This is a genomic window from Streptomyces polyasparticus, from assembly GCF_014493765.1.
Lineage (GTDB): Bacteria > Actinomycetota > Actinomycetes > Streptomycetales > Streptomycetaceae > Streptomyces > Streptomyces polyasparticus.
Genome location: NZ_JACTVJ010000017.1, coordinates 135,548 through 156,792, shown reverse-complemented (window position 1 = coordinate 156,792; position 21,245 = coordinate 135,548). Strand labels below are relative to the sequence as shown.

Sequence of the window (21,245 nt, the reverse complement as noted above, 5' to 3'; positions counted from 1 at the left end):
TCATTCCGTGCCGCCGCCTGCCCGCAGGAACACCTCGGGCACCTCGTTGTCGTGCACCACGCGGCTGAGCAGCCCGGCGAGCAGCTCCCGATCCTCGGCCGTCAGGCCGTCGGGCAGCCGGTCGACGCGGCGGCAGGTCTCGGCATAGAAGTCCCGCGCCAGATCGGCGCCTTCGGGGGTCAGGGCCACCCGTACCGCACGGCTGTCCTCGGGGTCCGGCTCGCGCCGGACCAGGCCGTTGCGTGCCGTCCGGTCGACGAGCCCGGTCAGGCTGGACTTGGCGAGCCGCAGCACCGAGCCCAACTCGCCCATCCCGTACGGCCGCGCCATCAGGACGCACAGCAACTGTCCCTGCTGCGGCGTGAGTCCGTACTCGCGCCCCGACTCCGCGTACACGGCATTCACCAGGAATGACGACCGCACTAGTGCGGCCACCACGCCGAGCTGACCGCTGCCCTTTTCGTCTTTTTCGCCCACGCGGTCAGCGTAACACCGTAATTCGTACTGCGAACTATGGGTGAAGGGGGTCGTCAGGGCCGGTAGGAGACCCGGTGCTCGCTCAGGTGCGAGAGCACCGTGTGGTTCGCGTCCCAGCCGTCGGGGAACTTCACCGTGACGCCCAGCTGCACCGGCTCCGTCGACGGATGCTCGTCGAGCAGCTCGGCGACCCCGGCCCGGCAGACCACGATGCACGCGTGCCGGTGCCGCGAGGCGAGCACGCACAGCCGGCCCGTCTCCAGGTGGAAGGCCGTGGCGTCGGGGCGGCCGGAGAGCGGGTGCAGCACGACCGTGACGTCGTACTCGCGGCCCTGGAGCCGGTTGGCCGTGTCGACCGTGACGCCCTGGACTCCCAGATCCGCCAGGGCCGTTCGGACCGCCGCGGCCTGGTCGCGGTGAGCCGTGCCGACGGCGATACGGTCCGCGGTGAGCGGCGCCGGATCCGGCGAGCGCTCGCTGACGGTGACCCCGCCGCGGTCCAGGAGCCTGCGCACCACCAGGGCCAGGGCCTGTACGGCCTCCGGGTCGGTGCGCGGGGTGTGCCGGGCCGGCAGCTCCAGCAGGCCCCAGCCGGAGGCCGCGGCCTCGTCCAGGACGCGGTCGTGCGCGGAGCCGTCGCCCGTGACGCCGAAGCTGAGGGCGCGGTCCCCGTGCGAGGTGCCGCTGCGGAACTTCGTGAAGGGGTAGAACGCGTCGGAGATCAGCGGCGCCGCGGACGCGGGAAGGCGCCAGGAGACCGGCAGACGGTGCTGGGGGAGCTGCGGATTGTGCGCGAGGAGCGTGCTGACCGCGCTGGCCGACGGGTCGTACGACAGCCCCGCCCACTGCTCGGAGCCCACGATCGAGAACGGGTCCAACTGGCCCGGGTCGCCCACGAACAGAGCGCGCTCGAAGAGCCCGGCGACGGCGAGCAGGGAGTCCGATCGCATCTGGTACGCCTCGTCGACGATCGCGTGCTGCCAGGGCTCCACGTCCTTGACGTGCGCCCACTTCGCGGCGGTCGACAGGACCACGTCGAGGCCGGCCAGATCACCGGCCTTCGAGGACGTACGGACCTGCGGGAGGTCGTCGAGCGCCTTGTCGTAGGCGTCGGCGTCGCTGCTGTGCAGCCGGCCGACGGGGAGGTCCGGGTTCTTCTCGGCCAGGCGCAGCACGAGGTCGTCGACCTGGGCGTTGGTCTGGGCGACGACCATCAACGGGCGTCCCGCGGCGGCCAGTTCGAGTGCCGTGTTCACCACCAGGGTCGACTTGCCCGCGCCCGGCGGGGAGTCGACGACCACGCCGCGGTCCGTGCCGTGCAGGGTGTCGCGCAGGATCGCGGTGGTGGCCTCGGTGGCGGCCGCGGACGGATCGAAATCCGCTGCCGTGGATCCGTCCAGGGCGGTCACAGCACGTCCTCCGGGGTCAGCGGGTCGGGTTGTTCGGCCGTCGGCTCACCGGGCGGGCCGCCGTGGGTCCACGGGGTCTGCTCGGCGTCGGGCAGCTTCGCGCCGCCGCGCGCGTCGTGCTCGAAGAGCGTCCAGCACAGCCGGTCGCCCTTCGTGGGCACCGACCCTTCGTCGGGCTCCTTGCCGCGCCCCATCTTGTCCAGGATCCGCAGCACCACACCGCCCTCCTCGTATCCGATGAACTCGGCGCTCTGCGGCTTGCCCTGGAGCGACCGGTACACCTTCGCCCCCGCACCCAGATGCGGCTGGTCCTCCGTCCATACGGTGATCAGCGGGCGCGGCCGTGGCCGCTTGTCCTCGGTGTACGTCATGACCGCCTCGGTCACCTCGCCCACGAAGGCCTCCCCGGTGAGCCGCCGTCCGGCCATCACCAGCGGATCGTCCAGGGCCTCCTGCGCTTCGAGCCTGGCCTGCGCCTCCTCGCGCCGCTGCAGCTTGCGGGCCGCGGTGACCGCGTCGTCGCGGCGCGGCTGCGGAGGTTCGCCCGCCAGGACGCGGTCGCGGTGACCGGTGTACGACCAGAGGTCGCGCGTCCAGCGCTCGGCGCTGCGGGGTGCCTCGGGCAGGGTGCGCAGGAGGTCGAGTCCGCGCCAGACCGCGTCCCAGGTGGGCCGGGTGCGGCTCTCGATCAGTGCGGCGATCTCCCGCTGCGCGGCGGCCAGTTCACCGAGCCGGTCGTCCGCGTCCAGGCCGTCCTCGGCCGCCTGGAGTGCGGTACGGGCCCGGTCGAAGCGCTCGATGGCGGGCGCGAGCAGCCGGTTGTCGAAGGCCGGATCGGTGGCGGGCCCGGCGGGCGGGCACAGGAGCTGGCCCTCCTTGTCGCGGCCCAGCTCGGCCTGGTGGGCGGCCTCGGCGCCGCTTGTCCCGACCGGCGGGTCGATCCAGGAGAGCAGCGCGCCCAGGTGCTGGTCCTCCAGGCTGGACTGACCGGTGGCCCAGTGCCGTCCGAGCAGCTCGGTCATGGCCAGGAGCTGCGCGGAGCCCGGCACATGGGCCCGCTCGCCGAAGTGCGTCAGCCACCGCCCGAGCAACGGCACGCGGGGCGGCGCGGGATAGGGGGTGTCCGGGTCCTGTTCGGCGGTCCTGCGGAAGCGCATGGAGCGCCCGAGCAGCCGTACGAACTCCACACCGGCCCGGCTCGGCACGATCAACTGCGGTGCGTCCACGCACAGTTCGACCTCGACCTTGACCTTCTTGCCGGTCTCCGGATCCGTCTCATTGCGGGTCTCCGCCTGAGTCTCCTCGGCGAAGGACTCCACATACGGCAGTACGACCTCGGCCAGCTCGGCGAGGAAGGCGAACCGCAGCTCGCGGTCGCGCGGCTGCGGCACGACGAGGAGGCGGGGCCGCCCGCGGTCGGTCCCGACGAGCGCGCCGAGCGGCGCGCCCGCCTCGCCCGCGGTGGTCAACGGCACGAAGACAAGCGGCCGTTCGGACAGTCTGCGGTGCCGCACGGTGGCCATCGGCTGCGCCCGTCCGCTCTGCACCGCCTGGAGACGCGCCAAGGTCGCGATCAACGACATGCGGCGCCTCCTTCCCGTACGACCGCCGTCTCTTCCGTACGGGGAGGAGGCGGCGCGGCCGCGAGCGCCTCCTCGCGCAGGGCGGCGGCGCGGCGCAGGGCCGCGACCGCGGGGTCGGCCGGATCGCCGCTCTCGCCGCGGGCCGCGGACAACACCGCGTCCACCGTGGTCAGTTCGCCGAGGTCGCCGCGGAGCGAGCGGCCCAGCGCGGTCACCGCGCCGCGCTCGCGGGCCCGGTCGCGGCAGTGGAAGGCCAGCTCGCAGGCGGCCAGGCACTCGGGGGCATACGTGGCGGGCACCGACTCGACGGCGCCGGTCAGCTGCGCGGCCGGCTGTTCGAGGTCGAAGGTCGTGCCGGGTGCGAGGGTGTCGGCGATCTCCTCGATCCGGGTGAGCCGGGCCAACTGGCGTGCGGTCACGGCCCGTTGCTTGCGCACGTCGACGACCGAGGCCGTCGGCAGGTTGGAGAAGTCCTTGGGGCAGACGAGGAGGACGCTGTGGCCGACCTCGGGGGAGGGGTCGAGACGGGCGGCGATCTGCTCCAGGGCGAGCACATAGACCGCCGACTGGCGGGCCGCGGCCCCGACCTTCGCGGCATCGGCCGAACCGTCGATCATCGGGAAGGACTTGATCTCGACGACCGTCCAGCGGCCGTCGGGATGCACCACCACGGCATCCGGCTCCAGGAACGCGGGCGAGCCCGCGACGTCGAGCGCGACCATCGGATGGTCGAGCAGCGTCCAGACGCCCGCCCGTGCGTCCCGCAGGGCGAGCGCGGTGCGGGCGGCGCGGCCCTCGGGTCCGACGGCGGCGAGGTCGGGCACAACGGTGGTGTCGGCGGTGGGCTCGGGTCCGCCGCCCAGGCGCTGGTGGGCGAGGCGGAGCAACTCGGCGCCACCGTCCGCCTTGACCCGCGCCTCGAAGGCATTGCCGCGGATGAACGCGAACTGCGACTGCCCGAACCCGGAGGGCGAGCCGAGCGCCTCGGCCAGCGCGGACTTGTCCACCCCGGCGCCGTCGAGCAACGCGCGCCTGCGGCAGCCGGGGTTGGCCGCGAGGGCGGCGAGCGCCCTGGCGTCCAGGGGCTTGGGCAGGGCGGCTGGGCCGCGCAGGGCGGCCAGCCGGGCGCGCAGCGGCTCGGTGGAGGTCGGGATTTCGCTCACCTGCGAGAGTCTCGCATTTCCCACTGACAACAGGGGTGAGTCCTGTTGCGGACGGGTCCTGCGGTGGGCGGGACGGCCCGTCCTACTCCCTGCACCCGTCCGCGGCCGCGATCATCCGCGCCGCTTCGCCGAGTGCCGCGCGCAGCGCCGCGGGGTCCGTCACCGGATCCCCGTCCGTCGGCGGCAGCAGCCAGCCCGCCTTCGCGTACGCCGTGGACGGTGACGCGAGGGGCAGACCGCGGCCCGCCGTCTGGGTGCAGGCCGAGCCCGGCAGGTCCCAGCCGTCGGCCGTGCCGGCCGGGACGACGAAGCCGAGGGTGTCGTGGCTGTCGTCGTGCAGGACGGGCCCGACCGACGGCGCACCGCGGCGCAGGATGTCCACGGCTTCGAGGCCCTGCCGCGTCGGCACGGTCACCAGATCGCACTCGCCCGGCGGGGCGCTGCGGTCCAGGGTCGGCCGGTGCTGTGCGGTCGAGGCCGGCGAGGTCAGGGGCGGCGGGGGCGGGACGGGTTTCGGGGCCGGCGCGGTGGCTTCCAACAAGGGAACTCCTCCTGGCTCAGGACACACGGTCTGGGAGTGCTCACCGCATGGTTCAACGCGCGGCCAAGTCAACGGCTACGGTGTCGAATCGCCGCATTGGATGGCAGTTCATGGCGGATCGTGGCTGGGATTTCCGGTTTGTAGCAAAACTCTGTGTGCCGCACCCGTCACTCCCGGTACGTTCGTTGCCCGCCGGAGCCACCGGAGCGTGACGCCGGAACCACCGTGAGCCGTGACGAGAGGGCTGTTCCATGGCGTCGTCCTCGCGGACTTCAGCGAATTCACTGACCGCAGTGAGTTCCGCGACTGCACTGACCTCAGCGACCGCACTGACCTCGGCGACCGCGGCGAGTCCGCCGCCTGCGCCGCCCGGTGCGCCCCGGCCGAACCGGGCCTTCCGGATGCTGCGGGGCAGCCTGTCGCCGGGCGAGTTCGCCGCGGCCGTGCGCAGGGCCGCGCGGGAGATCGGGGAACGGGTCTCGTGCGACGCGCGCTACATCGGGCGGGTGGAGGCCGGCGAGATCCGCTGCCCGAACTACGCGTACGAGCGGGTCTTTCTGCACATGTTCCCCGGCCGTGCGCTGACCGACCTGGGGTTCGCGCCCCGCGAGACGGTCCGCGGGCGGGGGGCGCGCAGCGCGGCTCGTGCGCCCGCGCCGCGCACCGAGCTGCCGCGCGTACCGGAAGAGCTCCACGGGACGGGCGCCCTGTCCGAACCGTCGGGCGTCACGCCGTACTCGAGGCGCCCGGAGAACCATGCAGAGAACCACCCGGAGAAACATCCAGAGGAGAGCGACGTGCTGCGTCGCGTGTTCATGACCGGCACCACGGCCGCGGTGGCCACCGCCTCGCTCGCCCAGATCCCCGGCGGCGAACAGCCCCGGCGGCGGGTGGGCGGTGCGGAGGCCGACGCGGTGGAGGAGGCCGTCCGCAGGATCCGGCTGCTCGACGACCGGCACGGCGCCGACGGCCTCTACCAGCGCGCGGCAGCGCCCCTGCGCAGTGCGTACGCACTGCTCGACGAGGGCGCGGCGCGCCAGTCCGTCACCGACAGGCTGCAGGCGAGCGCCGGTGAACTGGCCATCTCCGTGGGCTGGTTGGCGCATGACTCGGGCCGTTACGAGGATGCGCGCTCGCATTACGGGGAGGCGCTGGCCACCGCGCGGCTGCTCGGCGATCCGGGTCTGGAGGCGCACGCGTTCTGCAATATGTCCTTCCTGGCCCGCGACGCCGGCCGGCCCCGCGAGGCGGTCCGTGCGGCGCAGGCCGCGCAGCGGGCGGCCGGGCCGCTCGGCTCCGACCGGCTGCTCTCGCTGCTCGCGCTGCGCGAGGCGGGCGGGCTCGCGGCGCTGTCCGACCGTACGGGCTGCGAGGAGGCGCTCACGCGGGCCCAGCGGCTGTTCGGGCGGGGCCCGTCCGACGCCGATCCCGAGTGGATGTCCTTCTTCGGCGCGGCGGAGCTGGCAGGGCTCGAAGCCCAGTGCTGGTCCGCGCTCGGCAAGTGGTCGAGGGCGTCGAGCCATGCGCGCAGGGCCGTGGCCCTCCAGGATCCGCACTTCAAGCGCAACATCGCGCTCTACACGGCGGAGCTCGCCGACGACCTGGCCCGTGCGGGCCGCCCCGACGAGGCCGCCGCGGCGGGCCGTCGCGTCCTCGACCTCCTCGGCGAGGTCCAGTCGAGCCGGGTCCAGTCGATACTGCGCGCCACGGCCCGCGTTCTGCTTCCGCACGGTCGGGTGCCCGGGGTCGCCCGCTTCCTGGAGCGGCACCGGGGGGTGGGCCGGATCGCCTGAGGAGTGCGGGCCGGATCGTCTGAGCCCCGGGCTGGGGGTGCCCGCTCAGGCCTCCAGGTGGCCCGTCTCGTTCCACGACTCGATCGCCGGGGCGTCGTAGGCCCAGCCCAGGACCGAGAGCGACGTGGGGTTCAGGCGGATCCGGGCCGCGAAGTCGAGGGGGAGGCCCAGCCAGCGGGCGCCGATCGAGCGCAGGATGTGGCCGTGCGCGAAGATCAGCACGTCGCGGTCCGCCGAGCGGGCCCAGGCGACCACCTCGTCCGCGCGGGCGGTGACCTCGGCCAGCGTCTCGCCTTCCGGGACGCCGTCCCGCCAGATGAACCAGCCCGGGCGGATCGCCTGGATCTCGGCCGGGGTCATCCCCTCGTACGCCCCGTAGTCCCACTCCATGAGGGCGTCCCAGGGCTCGGCGCGCTCGCCGAATCCGGCGATCTCGCAGGTCTCGGCCGCCCGTACGAGCGGCGAGGTCCGCACCTCGACCCCTGCGAGCCCGTCGTACGGTGCCCGCCGCAGCCGCTCCCCGAGCAGTTTGGCCCCGTCGCGTCCCTCGTCGAGCAGGGGGATGTCCGTCCGCCCGGTGTGCTTGCCGGACAGGGACCAGGCGGTCTGACCGTGCCGGGCGAGGAGGATACGGGCTGCCATGGTGCGCTCCAGAACTACGGAATGTGTACGTAAGGGGCGTATCGCCATTGATCGCCTCGCCTGTCCATCATCGCGCACGCGCGCCTTCCGGGTATGCGCGGGCGGTCCGGCCCCTCGCGCAACGGGCCGAGCGCGGCAGCGGGTGGGCTGCGCCTGCGGCGGGCTTTTCTCCCCCACCCCGCCCCTTCCCGAAACCGAGGGCTGCGCCCCCGGGCCCCCGGGTGGGTGGGCCACTTTGGGGCCTCGCCCCTTGCCCCCTTTTCACGCCTGGACGGCGCTCGTCCTCAAACGCCGGACGGGCTGGAAGTGGACGCTCCGTCCGGCAGCCGCGATGCGGCCGGAGGGGACGGGGTGGGGTGCCTGGTTTTCGGGCGGTCCGTTAGCAACGACGTGAGTCCCTCGGTACCGGCCCACATTGCCCGAAAACCAGGTATCCCACCCCGGCACCGACCCAAGACGAAACAGCGGGTGCAGAGGACACGGCGGAACAGGCGGCCTCCCGCGCCACCGGGCTCGCAGCGCGGCCACCCCCCGCCGCGCCCCATAATGGCCAGATGGCCAGAAGGAAAAGCGCAGCTCAGGCCGTGGTCGAGGCGGTCGACGGGGGGCTCGCGGAGCTGATACCCGATCCGGACCGGCCGCGCGCCTGGAACGTCCTCGTGGACGGCGCACCCCAGTCCCACGTGGACCTCGACGACCCCACGTATCTGGACTTCTCCTACCAGCGCCGCCTGGGCCACGTCATCGACCTGATCGCACCGCCCGGCAAACCGCTGCAGGTGGTGCACCTCGGCGGCGGCGGCTTCACTCTGGCCCGCTACGTGGCCGCCACGAGGCCGCGCTCCTCGCAGCAGATCGTCGAGCGCGACGCCGCCCTGGTCCAACTGGTGCGCAGGGAGCTCCCGTTGGACCCCGCCGCCCGCATCAGGGTGCGCTCCACCGACGCCCGTGAGGGCCTCGCGAAGATCCCCGAGGGCTGGGCGGACCTCCTGATCGCGGACGTGTTCAGCGCGGCCCGCACGCCCGCCCATCTGACCAGCGTCGAGTTCCTCGAAGAGGTACGCAGGGTGGTCAGGCCCGGCGGCCACTACGCCGCCAACCTCGCGGACGGCCCACCGCTCGCCCACCTCCGCGGCCAGATCGCCACCGTGGCCGCCGTCTTCCCCGAGCTCGCCCTGGCCATCGACCCCGCGGTGCTGCGCGGCAAGCGCTTCGGCAACGCGGTGCTCGTCGCCGCCGACCGAGAGCTCCCGGTCGCCGAACTCACCCGCCGCATCGCCTCCGACCCCCACCCCGGCCGCGTCGAACACGGCCGCCCCCTCACCGACTTCACAGGCGGCGCGACCCCCGTACGCGACGCATCGGCCACCGCCTCACCGGCGCCACCGCCCGGGGTGTTCCGCTGACGCGGCAACCGCGTCCTCGTCTTCGCAGAGGACGGCGACAGCTGGCGCATGGTCGAGGACAGGACCGAGCAGGAATACGGCGACTTCTGAGCGAGCCCGCTTCCGGCGAGCCCGCGAAGGCCGTCACGGATCGTCGATCTCCACCTGCGGCGCATGGTCGTGCCAGGTGCAGAAGACCGAGACCTCGCGGTTGCCCTTGGTGAAGGTCACGCGGATCCAGTCCTGCTCCTCCTGCTGGTTCCAGATCTGCATCTCCCAGCCGGTCTTGGGCGTCGCGGAGACCAACTCGGCGTAATCCGCGTGGATCTCGAAGACCACGCGGCCACCGGAGACGTTGAAGCTCTGCACGTCGCCGGCCGGGGCCGACGTCGAGGGCGAAGCGCTGCCCGACTTGCTCGGCGTGCTGCTGCCGGACGACGAGGTCCCCTTGTCGTCCGTACCCGAGGAGGATGCGGACGGTTTGCTCGACTTGGAGCCATCGTCCGAATTGCCGGACTTCGACGGCTCCTTGGGGCGCTGCGTCGAGGACCCCTCGGGGTCCGCCGCCTGCTGGGTCGTCTCGTGGGAAGCGGTCAACGGGAGTGCGCGCGGCGGGTCGTAGGCCGTGCCTGACATCACCGTGTGCACCCCCCACCAGGACAGCGTCACCGCTGCCCCGGTGGCGCATGTCCACGCCGCTGCATGTACCAAGCCTCTGTGCATCGCGGGCCATACTGCCCCATCGGCCCCACGTGTGTCCCGGCCGTCCCCGGATCGCGGGTGCCATGACCGGCGTCCCCCGTATGGCGTACGGTGCGGGCCATGGCAAGTGTGCTCGTGGTCGAGGACGACCAGTTCGTACGCTCGGCCCTCATCCGGCATCTGACCGACGCCTCGCACACCGTGCGCAGCGTCGGCACGGCCCTCGAGGCGCTGCGCGAGGTCGCTCATTTCCGCTTCGACGTCGTCATCCTGGATCTCGGTCTGCCGGATCTGGACGGGGCCGAGGCGCTGAAGATGCTGCGCGGGATCACGGACGTCCCCGTGATCATCGCCACTGCGCGCGATGACGAGACCGAGATCGTACGGCTGCTCAACGACGGCGCCGACGACTATCTGACCAAGCCCTTCTCGGTGGAGCACCTGTCGGCCCGGATGGCCGCCGTGCTGCGCCGTGCGGGAGCCGGCGGAGGTGGCGAGTCGCCCACGTCCAGCGTCCTGCGCGTCGGCGGGCTCGCGATCGACCCGCTGCGGCGCCAGGCCTCCCTCGACGGGACGGCACTCGACCTCACCCGGCGCGAGTTCGATCTCCTCGCCTTTCTCGCCGGGCGGCCCGGTCTGGTCGTACCGCGCAAGGAACTCCTGTCGGAGGTCTGGCAGCAGTCGTACGGGGACGACCAGACCATCGACGTCCATCTGTCCTGGCTACGCCGGAAACTGGGCGAAACCGCAGCAAAGCCCCGCTATCTGCACACGCTGCGCGGTGTCGGTGTGAAGCTGGAGCCCCCGCGGTGAGGTGGGCCCTCGTCAAGGTGTGCCTGGCGGTCACCACGATGGTCGTGGTCGCCTTCGCGGTCCCGCTGGCCCTGGTCATCAAGGAGATGGCCAGCGACCGCGCCATCTCCAACGCCGAGCGCCAGGCGGCCAACATCGCGCCCACGCTCTCCATCACCACCGACCGCACCGAGCTCGAGCGGGCCATCGCGATCACCGACGCGGGCGGCGAGGGACGGATGGCCGTCCATCTGCCGGGCGCCGACGGGCAGGGCGCGAGCGAGATCGGCCGCCAGCGCGCCAGTGACGCGGATGTCGAGACGGCCCGCCGCAAGAGCCGCGCGTTCATCGCGGAGGCCCCCGGCGGCTCCGTACTCCTGCAGCCCACCGCCCTGAGCGCCGGCGGCAACGCGGTCGTCGAGATCTTCGTGCCCGAGGGCGATGTCACCAACGGGGTAACGACGGCCTGGGTGGTGCTCGCGGGCGTGGGCGTCGCGCTGGTCATCGGCTCCGTCGCGGTGGCCGACCGGCTCGGCGTACGGCTCATCCAGCCGGCCAAGCGCCTCGCGGGCGCCGCACACGACCTGGGCGAGGGGAAGCTGGGCGTACGGGTGCCCGAGGAGGGGCCCACCGAGCTCAAGTCGGCGGCCGTGGCCTTCAACTCGATGGCCGACCAGGTGGTGCAACTCCTCGCCAACGAACGTGAGTTGGCGGCCGATCTGTCCCATCGCCTCCGTACACCTCTGACCGTCCTGCGCCTGAACGCCGCCTCGCTCGGCGACGGCGCCGCCGCCGAGCAGACCCGGGCCGCGGTCGAGCAGCTGGAGCGCGAGGTCGACACGATCATCCGTACGGCCCGCGAGGCCAAGCCGCAGACCGCGGCGCACGGCGGCGGCGCCGGATGCGACGCGGCCGAGGTGATCAGGGAGCGGATGGCGTTCTGGTCCGCCCTTGCCGAGGATGAGGCCCGCAAGGTGCGGGTCGCGGGCGTGGACCGCCCCGTCCGCATCCCGGTCGCGCGACCCGACCTGGTCGCCGCCCTGGACGCCCTGCTCGGCAATGTCTTCCGGCACACGCCCGAGGGCACGGCCTTCGCGGTCGACGTGCACAGCGGCGAGGACGCCGTGATCGTCCTTGTCTCGGACGCGGGCCCCGGCATCACCGACCCCGAGGCGGCGCTGCGCCGCGGCGGCGGCTCGGGCGCGGACGGGTCGACCGGGCTCGGCCTGGACATCGTGCGGCAGATGGCCGAGGCCACCGGCGGCGATCTGCGGATCGGGTCCTCGGTGCTCGGCGGCACGGAGGTCCGGATCTGGATCCAGCTGGACGGCCGCCGCACCAGCGAGGGGCGGCGCAGGCACCGGGGGGCCGCGGTGCGGCGCAGGAAGAAGGGGCAGCAGCCGGCCAGTCCTTCGGGGGTCTGAGCCCGGCCGCTGTACGCCTCACCTGCATCTCCGGGCTCACCGCGCCCGCTTTCACACCCGCACCATTAATCACTCCCCATCCCTCCCTTAACGCCACCCTAAGAACCTCAACCCCCGTCCACCTCGCCCGATTTGCCGGATCAGAGATCGCTAGCGTGCTGCCGCACCCCACCCCCACGTACAGCGAAGGCAGGCAGCCCCATGAGCAGCTCGCGCAATGCGCACCGGCGGACCCTCGGCGGCAAGGCGAAGGCGATCGGCGCGGTCGTGGCCGCGGCGGCCGTCGGCACCACCGTGATGGTGTTCACGGGCACGGCACAGGCCGCGGGCGCCGGCGCCGCGTACACCAAGACCAGCTCGTGGTCCGGCGGCTACACCGCCCAGTACGTGATCACCAACGACTCGGACAAGCCGCTCGGCGACTGGACGCTCGAGTTCGACCTCCCCGCAGGCACGGAGCTCAGCTCGCTGTGGAACGGTGACCACACGGTCGAGGGCGGCCATGTCACCGTGCGCCCTGCCGCCTGGGACACCGACCTCGCGCCCGGCAAGACCGTGACCGTCGGCTTCGTCGCCAGTGGCAAGGGCGCCGACCCCAGCAGCTGCACCATCGACGGCGCGGACTGTTCCACCGCGGCGGAACCCGCGCCGGGCACCGAGGCCCCCACCTCGACCGCCGCGCCCACGGACGAGCCGACCTCGCAGCCGACCTCCACGCCGAGCTCCGGGCCGACCTCCCAGCCGAGCGGGACGGCCACGACCGACCCCGCCGAACCCACCGCGCCCGCCGGCTCCACCACCCGCTTCGCCCCCTTCGTCGACACCTCGCTCGCCCCCGCGTACGACCTCGTGGGCACCGCGGACAAGACCGGTGTGAAGGAGTTCAACCTCGCCTTCGTCACCGCGGGCAACGGCGGCTGCACCCCGCTGTGGGGCGGCTCCACCGGGCTCGGCGACGACAAGGTCGCCTCGCAGATAGGCGCCCTGCGCGCCAAGGGCGGTGACGTACGCGTCTCCTTCGGCGGCGCGGCCGGCAGCGAACTCGCCCTCAACTGCGGCTCCGCGGACGACCTCGCCGCCGCGTACGGCAAGGTCGTGGACGCTTACAAGCTCACCAAGGTCGACTTCGACATCGAGGGCGCCGCCCTGCCCGACACGGCCGCCAACACCCGCCGCGCCCAGGCGATCGCGCAGCTGCAGAAGCAACACCCGGGCCTGGACGTCTCGTTCACGCTCCCGGTGATGCCGGAGGGCCTGACGCAGCCGGGCGTGGACCTGCTCATGGACGCGAAGAAGAACGGCGTCACGATCGACAACGTCAACATCATGGCCATGGACTACGGACCCTCGTACAGCGGTGACATGGGTACGTACGCCGAGCAGGCCGCGACCGCCACGCAGGCGCAGATCAAGGGTGTGCTCGGGCTGAGCGACAGCGCGGCGTGGCAGGCCGTCGCCGTGACGCCGATGATCGGCGTCAACGACGTCACCACGGAGATCTTCAAGGTCGACGACGCCGCGCAGCTGGTGAAGTTCGCCGAGGCCAAGGGGATGGGCTGGCTGTCGATGTGGTCCTCGACCCGTGACAAGGCCTGCGAGGGCGGCTCCACGTCGGTCTCGCCCACGTGCAGCTCGATCAGCCAGGAGCCGCTGGCGTTCACGAAGGCGTTCGCGGCGTACAAGTAGGCGCAAGCAGCAGTCCGCGGGCCAAGTAGGCGTACAAGCAGCAGTCCGCGGGCCAAGTAGGCGTACAAGCAGCAGTCCCCGTGCCAAGCAGCGGTCCCCGGACTGTTGTTCCGCCCTCCTGACCACCCCCCACCCAGCGCGTCCCGGCCGGCCTCCCCCCATCCGGCCGGGGCGCGCATCTTGGGTGCCGAGGGTGCGGGCGGCGGTCAGTCCACCGGCGGCAGCGCCCCGTCGCGGGCCGCCCGTGCGTACCAGTGCGCGCTGGACTTGGGGATGCGCGCTTGCGTCCCGTAGTCGACGTACACCGCGCCGAAGCGCTTGCTGTAGCCGTAGGCCCACTCGAAGTTGTCGAGCAGCGACCACAGGAAGTACCCGCGGACGTCGGCGCCCCGGCGCATCGCCTCGTGCACCGCCGTCAGATGGCCGTGCAGATAGCGCACGCGGTCCGGATCGTGGACCCGGCCGTCCTCGTCCACCTCGTCGTCGAAGGCCGCGCCGTTCTCCGTCACGAAGAGCGGAACCCCGGGCGCCTGAGCGGTGTATTCAAGGAGAAGGTCCGTGAGACCGGTCGGGTCCACCGGCCATTCCATCGCGGTGAGTTCGCCCGGAGCGCGATGGAAGGCCACACCGTCGGCGCCCGGCCAGGGGGAGTGGGAGCCGGTGTTGTGGCCGTCCTTGCGGGGAGCGTCGGGATCGCTCGCGGCCGAGACGACCGCGGGTGTGTAGTAGTTGATGCCGAGGAAGTCCAGGGGGTGCAAGATGGCGGCGAGGTCTTCGGAGCGTACGAAGGACCAGTCGGTGATATCCGCGGTGTCGGCCAGGAGATCCTCCGGGTAGGCGCCCTTGAGCAGGGGGCCGGTGAAGATCCGGTTGGCGAGTGCGTCGATCCGGCGCTGCGCGTCGCGGTCCGCGGGGGATTCGGTCAGCGGGCGCACCGCGCTCGGGTTGAGGGCGATCCCGATGCCCGCCTGAGTCGGCAGCGCGGCGCGCAGGGCCTGGGCGGCGAGACCGTGCCCGAGGTTGAGGTGGTGAGCCGCGCGCAGGGCTGCCACGTGGTCGGTGCGGCCCGGGGCGTGCACCCCGGAGGCGTAGCCGAGAAAGGCGCTGCACCACGGCTCGTTGAGCGTGGACCACAGCTCGACCCGGTCACCGAGCGCGTCCGCCATGATCCCGGCGTACTCCGCGAACCGCTCGGCGGTGTCCCGCGCGGTCCAGCCACCGCCCGCGGCGGAGCCGCCGGAGGCAGGGGTCTCGAGTTCCTGCGGCAGGTCCCAGTGGTAGAGCGTGGCCATCGGGGTGATGCCCTGCTCAAGGAGCTCGTCGACCAGGGCGCGGTAGAAGTCGAGCCCGCGCCGGTCGGCGGGACCGCGCCCGGTGGGCTGCACGCGGGGCCAGGAGATCGAGAACCGATAGGCGCCGAGGCCGAGTTCGGCCATCAGACGCACGTCGTCGCGGAAGCGGTGGTAGTGGTCGCAGGCCACATCCCCGGTGTCGCCGCCGAGCACCTTGCCCGGCGTACGGCTGAAGGTGTCCCAGATAGATGGTGTTCGCCCGTCTTCCTGGGCGGCGCCCTCGATCTGGTACGCGGCGGTGGCGGCGCCCCACAGAAAGCCGGGCGGAAAGGTGGCACGCCCGGCAGGGGACGGCTGGTCGGCGGTGACGGCCGAGGCCCCGGCCTCGGATGTTTCGACTGTTGACACAGGGAGCGCTCCCATTCTTGGTACGGGAAAGGGGAGTTGGGGAATGCAGGAGTGAGGTCAGCCCTTGATCGCTCCCTGCATGATTCCGCCGACGATCTGCTTGCCGAACACGACGAACGCGATGAGCAGCGGCAGAGTGCCCAGCAGGGCGCCCGCCATGATCACCGACTGGTCCGGGATGTACCCGCGCCCAAGACCGGTCAGCGCGACCTGGACCGTCGGATTCCCGTTCTGGGTGAGCGCGATGATCGGCCAGAAGAAGTCGTTCCAGGCCTGCACGAAGGTGAGCATCCCCAGCACCGCCATGGCGGGCCGCGCCGCGGGGAACACCACGTGCCACAGCACGCGGACACTGCTCGCGCCGTCCACGCGGGCCGCCTCGACCAGCTCGTTCGGCAGCGCCTGCACCAGGTACTGGCGCATGAAGAACACCCCGAAGGCAGCCACGAAGAACGGGAAGATCACCGCCTGCAGCTGGTCGGTCCAGGACAGCTCGGCGATCAGCATGTACATCGGGACGACGCTCAGCTGCGGCGGCACCATCATCGTGGCGATCACGAAGAAGAGCAGGAAGTTCTTCCAGCGGAACCGCAGCTTGGCGAAGGCGAACCCGGCGAGCGTGGAGATCAGCACCGTCCCGGCGGCCGAAATGCTCGCCACGATCGTGGTGTTGAACAGGGCCGCGCCCATATTGGCGTCGGTCCAGGCGATCTCCAGGTTCTTGAAGAGATTCCCGCCGAACCAGAAGGGCGGTGGCGTCTGGGCCAGCCGCGTGTTGTTGCGCGACGCGGCGATCGCCGTCCACACCAGCGGGAACAGCGAGAACACGGTGACGGCGATCAGGACGAGATACGTCCACTTGCCGCCGTACAGCGTCTTGCCTGCCTTGCTCTTGCGCGGCGGCTTCGCGGGACGGCTCCGCCGACCGGCCGGCGGCACCTTGTCGGTGACGGTGGCGCTCATCGGGCCCTCCCTTCGCTCCTGCGCAGCCGGCGGGCGATCGCCCAGTTGACGGCGGCCACGACCAGCAGGATCAGGAACATCGTCCAGGCGATGGCCGAGGCCCGGCCCAGATGCAGATTCACCCAGCCCTGTTCGTACAGATAAAGACCCAGCGTCTGGAACTGGTGGTCGGAGCCGCCCGTCGGCGAGGCCCCGTCGTTGAAGAGCAGCGGCTCACCGAAGAGCTGGGTCGCACCGATCGTGGAGACCACACAGGTGAACAGGATCGTGGGCCTGAGCGAGGGCAGGGTCACATGGAAGAACTGCTGCCAGCGCGAGGCCCCGTCGATCGCCGCGGACTCGTACAGGTCGTTGGGGATGGACTGCATCGCGGCCAGATAGATCAGCGCGTTGTAGCCCGTCCAGCGCCAGATGACGATCGAGGAGACCGCGAGCTGGGAGGTCCAGTCCCCGTTCTTCCAGTCGATGTTGTCGATCCCGATCTGACCGAGGCCCCAGTTGATCATTCCGTAGTCGCGCCCGTAGAGCAGCACGAACACCAGCGTCGCCGCGGCCACCGAGGTGGCGTACGGGGTGAGCGCCGCGACCCGGAAGAACCAGGAGCCGCGCAGCCGGTAGTTGAGCAGATGGGCGATGCCCAGGGCCATGAGCAGCTGCGGCACCGTGGAGATCAGGCCGATGGTGACGGTGTTCTTCAGGGCGTTCCAGAAGAACTCGTCCTCCAGGAGCCGGGTGAAGTTCCTGAAGCCCACCCACTCCATGTCGTTCGGAGCGGTCAGCGAGACCCGGTGCATCGAGGCCCAGCCGGTGTAGAGCAGCGGGAAGAGCCCGAAGGCGAGGAAGAAGAGGAAGAACGGACTGAGCAGCGCGTACGGGCTGAACTTCATGTCCCAGCGGTAGCGCCGGCTGCGCCACGCACGGGACTTGAGCTCCTTGGCGCTCGGCTCCTGTACGGCGCGCGGGGCCGCGGCCCCCTCCCCTCGGGGGGCCGCGGTGGTCTCGTACTGCTTCACCATCTACTGATCCAGCGCGTTGTCGATCGACTTCACTGCCTTCTCCCAGGCCGCATCGGGGGCGGTGCCCTTCTGGTCGACCTGGAGCATGCCCACATCCGCGAGGTTCTGCGCGATGATCAGGTCCTTCGGGCCGAGGATCTGCACCGGGGCGTCAAGGGCGGCCTTCGCGAAGATCTCACCGATGGGCGCGTTGTCGAAGTACGTGTGCTTCGCGTCCTTGACCGCGGGCAGTTCGTACGCGGCCTTGGCGCTCGGGAAACTGGCCCGCTCGGTGAAGAGCTTCGCCTGCTGCTCGGGGGCCGTCAGCCAGGCGGCGAGCTTGGCCGCCGCCTCCTTGTTCTTGCCCGCTTCGGGTACGACGAGGAAGGAGCCGCCCCAGTTGCTGGGCTTCGGCGCGGGCGCCACGTCCCACTTGCCCTTGGCCTTGTCGCCGCCCTTGTCCTGGATGTAGCCGAGCATCCAGGCCGGGCAGGAGATCGTCGCGAAGTCACCGTTGGCGAAGCCCTGGTCCCAGGAGGGCGTGAAGCTCTGCAGCTTCGCCGACAGACCCGCCTCGGCGAACTCGGCGGCCAGGTCCCAGCCTTCCTTGATGACCGGGTTGGTCTTGTAGATGATCTCGCCGTTCTCGTCGTAGAAGCGCTTCTCGCTGCTGCCGTGCACCGCGGCCATCACGTTCTGCGCACCGTCGACGAAGGCGGCGTCCTTCACCTTGGCCTTGAACTGCTTGCCGACGGCGAGGTACTTCTGCCAGTCGCCCGCCCACAGCGCGCCGACCTTCTCGCGGTCCGTGGGCAGCCCGGCCTTCTGGAACAGGTCCTTGCGGTAGCAGATCCCCTGCGGGCCGACGTCCGTGCCGAGCGCGACCGTCTTGCCGCCCTCGGCGGTGCCCTGCTGCCACTTCCAGTCGAGGAAGTTGTTCTTGTCCACGCCCTCGGCCTTGCCGAGGTCCATCAGCTTGTCGGCCTGGGTCGCGGTGATCTCCGCGATGTTGTTGACCTCGATGGCCTGGATGTCGGCGAGGCCGCTGCCCGAGGCGAGGTGGGTGAGCAGCGCCGGGTAGTAGTTCTCGTTCCGTTCGACGGACGTCTGCTTGATGACGACGTCCGGGTTCTCCTTCATGTACTGGTCGTAGAGACCTGCCTCCTTGAGGCCGAAGGCACCGAACACGCCCACGGTGATCGTGGTCTTGCCCTTGGTGTCCTTGCCGCCCTTCGTGCCCGAGCCGCCTGGCTCTTCCGAGTCATCGGCGCAGCCTGCCAGCAGTCCCGCGCCCAGCGCGGCGACGGCCGCGAGGACCACGGCCTGACGGGACGTTCGGTGCCTCATGCGCATTGCGTCCTCCTTGTGCCCTGACGTGCCGACTCCCGGCCAACTCTCTCGTGCTGTGGGGGGATTTCACTGTGCGGCTCGGGCGGGAACGTACGGGTTGTGTATGAGTCAGGTACGGCGGGAGCGCTCCCAGGTGTGATGAGTTGAAGAGTCCCGGCTCGGCCAGGGAGAGGCAAGAGGTGCGACAGACGGAGCCGAATCGGTTATCGGGCTGTAAGTTTCGGCCCGGGTGGTCGAAATCTCGGGCAGACTCGGTGATCCATGCAGGGATCGCCGAGCGCTCCGCTGGTTCCTACGCCGATGGGGAGGCATGCATGACGATCCGTCAACCTCGGGAAGGCGGACGGGCCAGGAGCGGGGGCAGGCCCACGCTCGAGGAGGTCGCGGCGCGTGCGGGCGTCGGCCGAGGCACGGTCTCGCGGGTCATCAACGGCTCGCCCCGCGTCAGCGAGACGACGCGCGCGGCCGTCGAGGCGGCCGTGGCCGAGCTCGGTTATGTTCCGAACACAGCGGCGCGTGCACTGGCCGCCAACCGTACGGACGCGATCGCCCTGGTGGTCCCGGAGCCGGAGGGCCGCTTCTTCGCCGAGCCCTACTTCTCCGACATCATCCACGGGGTCGGTGTGGCCCTCGCCGACACCGAGGTTCAGCTCCTGCTCACGTTCGCGAGCAAGGACCGCGAACGGCGGCGCCTGGCGCAGTACTTGGCGGCCCAGCGCGTCGACGGCGTGCTCCTGGTCTCGGTCCACGCCAACGATCCGCTGCCCGACCTCATCGACGACCTGCACATCCCCGCCGTGGTCAGCGGCCGCCGTTCGGCCACCGAGCCGCTGGCCTCCGTCGACACGGACAACTTCGAAGGCGCCAGGGCGGCCATCGCCCACCTCGTGGAGCGCGGCCGCACCCGTATCGCCACCATCACGGGAATCCTCGATGTCTACGGTGCCCAGCGCCGCCTCGACGGCTACCGTGCGGCGCTCTCGGCGGCCGGCATCGAGGAGGACGAAGCCCTCGTCGAACCGGGGGACTTCAGCGAGGAGGGCGGCCGGCGCGCCATGGCCGAGCTGCTCCGCCGCCGCCCCGACCTCGACGCGGTCTTCGCCGCCTCCGACGTGATGGCCTCGGGCGCCCGCCAGATCCTGCGCGAACAGGGCCGCCGTATCCCCGACGACGTGTCCCTCGTCGGCTTCGACGACTCGGCGATCGCCCGCCACATGGACCCGCCGCTGACCAGCGTCCGCCAGCCCATCGAACAGATGGGCCGCGAGATGACCCGCCTGCTCCTCGCGGAGATCGCCGCGATCGACGCCCACCGCCCCCAGACGTCCCGGCTGCTCAGCCGCGAACAGGTGGTCCTGCCGACACAGTTGGTGATCCGCTCCTCGTCCTGAGACGGGTCCTCGTCCTGGGACGGGGCCCTGCCCGAGGTGTCAGTGCCTGGTGGCAGGCTGCGGTTATGCGGATCAAGGGATACGGGGGCGGGCCGCTGGCCGCCGGGGAGCCACTCCTCACACGACCGGGCTTCTGGTCGAACTACCTCCTGCTGGCAGGCGCCCAGGCACCGGAGCGCCCTGCCCCGGAGTGGTTCGGTGAGGACGGCGCCGATGCGGACGAGCTGTACGAGACCCTCTGGTCGCCCGAGAGCTGGCCGGTGTTCCGGGTGCGCTCCGCGGACGGCTCGGGCGTGCTCGTGGTCTTCCGCAACCTCGAGGAGGACGAGGGCGTCGACTATCTGCGCGTCCACCCGGACCGGACGCACGCGGAGCTCCTCGCCAAGTGGGAGGGCGAGCGCGAGGGTGCCGGCCTGCCGTGGCCGGACATGGTCCGCATCGCCGACAGCCCCGCGCCCGGCGCCGGTGTCCGCGAGCCGCACCTGCGGCTGCTCCTCCTGCTGCCCCTCCTCGACGAACCGTACGTACCGGAGGGGGCGTTGCCGCGGATCGCCGAGGCCCTGACGGCGGCGGGCACACCACCCGACATGGCCCACGCCACCGCGGGCCGCCTGCTCACCGCGCTCACGGGGCGGGTGTGGCACGACGCGGACTGGGGTCCGTCCTGGCGAGACGCGTAAGGCGGTCCAGGCCCCTTCGGCACGTGTGGCGCGCGTCACTTCCCCGCCATGTCACGTTCCGGCCGCCCGCTCCCATCTGGTGGTCGTCAGCAAGGCGGAGCCAGAGGGAGACAGGCCATGAACGCACAGCAGCAGACCGGCATCGGCACCCACCGCGTGGTCGTCCTGGGCGCGGGATACGCGGGCCTCTCGGCCGCGGTCCAGCTCGCAGGCCGGGTACGGCGGCGCGGCGGTGTGGAGATCACGCTGGTGAACGCGGAGGCCCGCTTCACCGAGCGGATGCGGCTGCACCTGACGGCCACCGGCCGGAAGACGGCCGAGCTCGACCTCGGCACGCTGCTCGACGGCACGGGCGTCCGCTTCGCCCGCGGCTGGGTCACCGCGATCGACGCCCGGGCGCGGACCGTACGCGTCGACGACGACCGCGAACTCGCCTACGACACCCTCGTGTACGGCCTCGGGGGAGTGGCCGACACCGCCGCCGTACCGGGTGCCGAGGACCACGCGTACACCGTCAACGACCCGGGAATGAATTCCCGGGCTTGCTGCTCGAGTCATCACTGGCTGTG

The 21,245-nt window shown here is 71.6% G+C and carries 18 protein-coding genes and 1 pseudogene; 8 read left to right on the top strand and 11 right to left on the bottom strand.

Going from position 1 to position 21,245, the window contains the following annotated elements; translation table 11 throughout:
• The 5 genes from H9Y04_RS31300 to H9Y04_RS31280 all read right to left on the bottom strand — a co-directional run bounded on the left by H9Y04_RS31300 (position 1) and on the right by H9Y04_RS31280 (position 5,170).
• The gene (locus H9Y04_RS31300; RefSeq protein WP_187817466.1) at positions 1-477 is read right to left on the bottom strand and encodes a MarR family winged helix-turn-helix transcriptional regulator; all 477 of its coding nucleotides are present in this window, start codon (positions 475-477) and stop codon (positions 1-3) included.
• Positions 478-530: 53 nt separating this feature from the next.
• Positions 531-1,886, bottom strand: a complete 1,356-nt coding sequence (locus tag H9Y04_RS31295) for an AAA domain-containing protein (protein ID WP_438818171.1) — start codon at positions 1,884-1,886, stop codon at positions 531-533.
• Entirely contained in the window at positions 1,883-3,469 is a 1,587-nt protein-coding gene (locus H9Y04_RS31290; protein ID WP_187817465.1) for a hypothetical protein, read from the bottom strand. Before H9Y04_RS31290 ends, H9Y04_RS31295 begins: the two co-directional genes overlap by 4 nt.
• Positions 3,460-4,632 carry a hypothetical protein gene (locus H9Y04_RS31285; RefSeq protein WP_187817464.1) on the bottom strand — a complete coding sequence of 391 codons (1,173 nt, stop codon included), beginning with the start codon at positions 4,630-4,632 and terminating at the stop codon, positions 3,460-3,462. Before H9Y04_RS31285 ends, H9Y04_RS31290 begins: the two co-directional genes overlap by 10 nt.
• Before the next feature lie 82 nt (positions 4,633-4,714).
• Positions 4,715-5,170: a hypothetical protein gene (locus tag H9Y04_RS31280; protein WP_438818175.1), complete on the bottom strand. Its 456-nt coding sequence runs from the start codon at positions 5,168-5,170 to the stop codon at positions 4,715-4,717.
• A 404-nt stretch (positions 5,171-5,574) separates the two neighbouring features.
• Here H9Y04_RS31280 and H9Y04_RS31275 point away from each other — a divergent pair, with 404 nt between their 5' ends.
• Complete coding sequence (locus H9Y04_RS31275) at positions 5,575-6,966, top strand: NsdA family TPR-like regulatory protein (RefSeq protein WP_236071704.1); 1,392 nt, start codon at positions 5,575-5,577, stop codon at positions 6,964-6,966.
• A 45-nt stretch (positions 6,967-7,011) separates the two neighbouring features.
• Here the strand turns inward: H9Y04_RS31275 and H9Y04_RS31270 are convergent, their stop codons facing one another.
• Entirely contained in the window at positions 7,012-7,608 is a 597-nt protein-coding gene (locus tag H9Y04_RS31270) for a histidine phosphatase family protein (protein ID WP_187817463.1), read from the bottom strand.
• Positions 7,609-8,162: 554 nt separating this feature from the next.
• Here H9Y04_RS31270 and H9Y04_RS31265 point away from each other — a divergent pair.
• A complete protein-coding gene (locus H9Y04_RS31265) occupies positions 8,163-9,014 on the top strand; it encodes a spermidine synthase (protein ID WP_187817462.1) in 852 nt (283 codons plus the stop codon).
• Positions 9,015-9,137: 123 nt separating this feature from the next.
• On the opposite strand, the gene H9Y04_RS31260 is transcribed toward H9Y04_RS31265, so the two are convergent.
• Positions 9,138-9,629, bottom strand: a complete 492-nt coding sequence (locus H9Y04_RS31260) for a hypothetical protein (RefSeq protein ID WP_306660195.1) — start codon at positions 9,627-9,629, stop codon at positions 9,138-9,140.
• A gap of 186 nt (positions 9,630-9,815) precedes the next feature.
• On the opposite strand from H9Y04_RS31260, the gene H9Y04_RS31255 reads away from it, so the two are divergent.
• The 3 genes from H9Y04_RS31255 to H9Y04_RS31245 all read left to right on the top strand — a co-directional run bounded on the left by H9Y04_RS31255 (position 9,816) and on the right by H9Y04_RS31245 (position 13,597).
• On the top strand, positions 9,816-10,508 hold the full coding sequence (locus H9Y04_RS31255; protein ID WP_187817460.1) for a response regulator transcription factor: 693 nt from the start codon (positions 9,816-9,818) through the stop codon (positions 10,506-10,508).
• Positions 10,505-11,911, top strand: a complete 1,407-nt coding sequence (locus tag H9Y04_RS31250; RefSeq protein ID WP_187817459.1) for a HAMP domain-containing sensor histidine kinase — start codon at positions 10,505-10,507, stop codon at positions 11,909-11,911. The genes H9Y04_RS31255 and H9Y04_RS31250 overlap by 4 nt, the downstream gene beginning before the upstream one ends.
• Positions 11,912-12,112: 201 nt before the next feature.
• The gene (locus H9Y04_RS31245; RefSeq protein ID WP_187817458.1) at positions 12,113-13,597 is read left to right on the top strand and encodes a cellulose binding domain-containing protein; all 1,485 of its coding nucleotides are present in this window, start codon (positions 12,113-12,115) and stop codon (positions 13,595-13,597) included.
• A gap of 206 nt (positions 13,598-13,803) precedes the next feature.
• On the opposite strand, the gene H9Y04_RS31240 is transcribed toward H9Y04_RS31245, so the two are convergent.
• Genes H9Y04_RS31240 through H9Y04_RS31225 form a run of 4 tightly spaced genes read right to left on the bottom strand, consistent with a single transcriptional unit; the run spans position 13,804 to position 18,608 of the window.
• A complete protein-coding gene (locus tag H9Y04_RS31240) occupies positions 13,804-15,312 on the bottom strand; it encodes a GH1 family beta-glucosidase (protein ID WP_187817457.1) in 1,509 nt (502 codons plus the stop codon).
• Positions 15,313-15,354: 42 nt separating this feature from the next.
• Entirely contained in the window at positions 15,355-16,260 is a 906-nt protein-coding gene (locus tag H9Y04_RS31235) for a carbohydrate ABC transporter permease (protein ID WP_187817456.1), read from the bottom strand.
• Entirely contained in the window at positions 16,257-17,276 is a 1,020-nt protein-coding gene (locus tag H9Y04_RS31230) for a carbohydrate ABC transporter permease (RefSeq protein WP_187817455.1), read from the bottom strand. The genes H9Y04_RS31235 and H9Y04_RS31230 overlap by 4 nt, the downstream gene beginning before the upstream one ends.
• Positions 17,277-18,608, bottom strand: coding sequence for an ABC transporter substrate-binding protein (locus tag H9Y04_RS31225; protein ID WP_187817454.1), 1,332 nt, complete (start codon positions 18,606-18,608; stop codon positions 17,277-17,279).
• A 311-nt stretch (positions 18,609-18,919) separates the two neighbouring features.
• On the opposite strand from H9Y04_RS31225, the gene H9Y04_RS31220 reads away from it, so the two are divergent.
• The 3 genes and pseudogenes from H9Y04_RS31220 to H9Y04_RS31210 form a co-directional block, all read left to right on the top strand.
• The gene (locus tag H9Y04_RS31220) at positions 18,920-19,996 is read left to right on the top strand and encodes a LacI family DNA-binding transcriptional regulator (protein ID WP_187817453.1); all 1,077 of its coding nucleotides are present in this window, start codon (positions 18,920-18,922) and stop codon (positions 19,994-19,996) included.
• Between the two features lie 65 nt (positions 19,997-20,061).
• Positions 20,062-20,676: a hypothetical protein gene (locus tag H9Y04_RS31215; RefSeq protein WP_187817452.1), complete on the top strand. Its 615-nt coding sequence runs from the start codon at positions 20,062-20,064 to the stop codon at positions 20,674-20,676.
• A 117-nt stretch (positions 20,677-20,793) separates the two neighbouring features.
• A pseudogene (locus H9Y04_RS31210) lies at positions 20,794-21,195 on the top strand (FAD-dependent oxidoreductase); the annotation flags it as partial.
• Positions 21,196-21,245 lie beyond the last annotated feature (50 nt).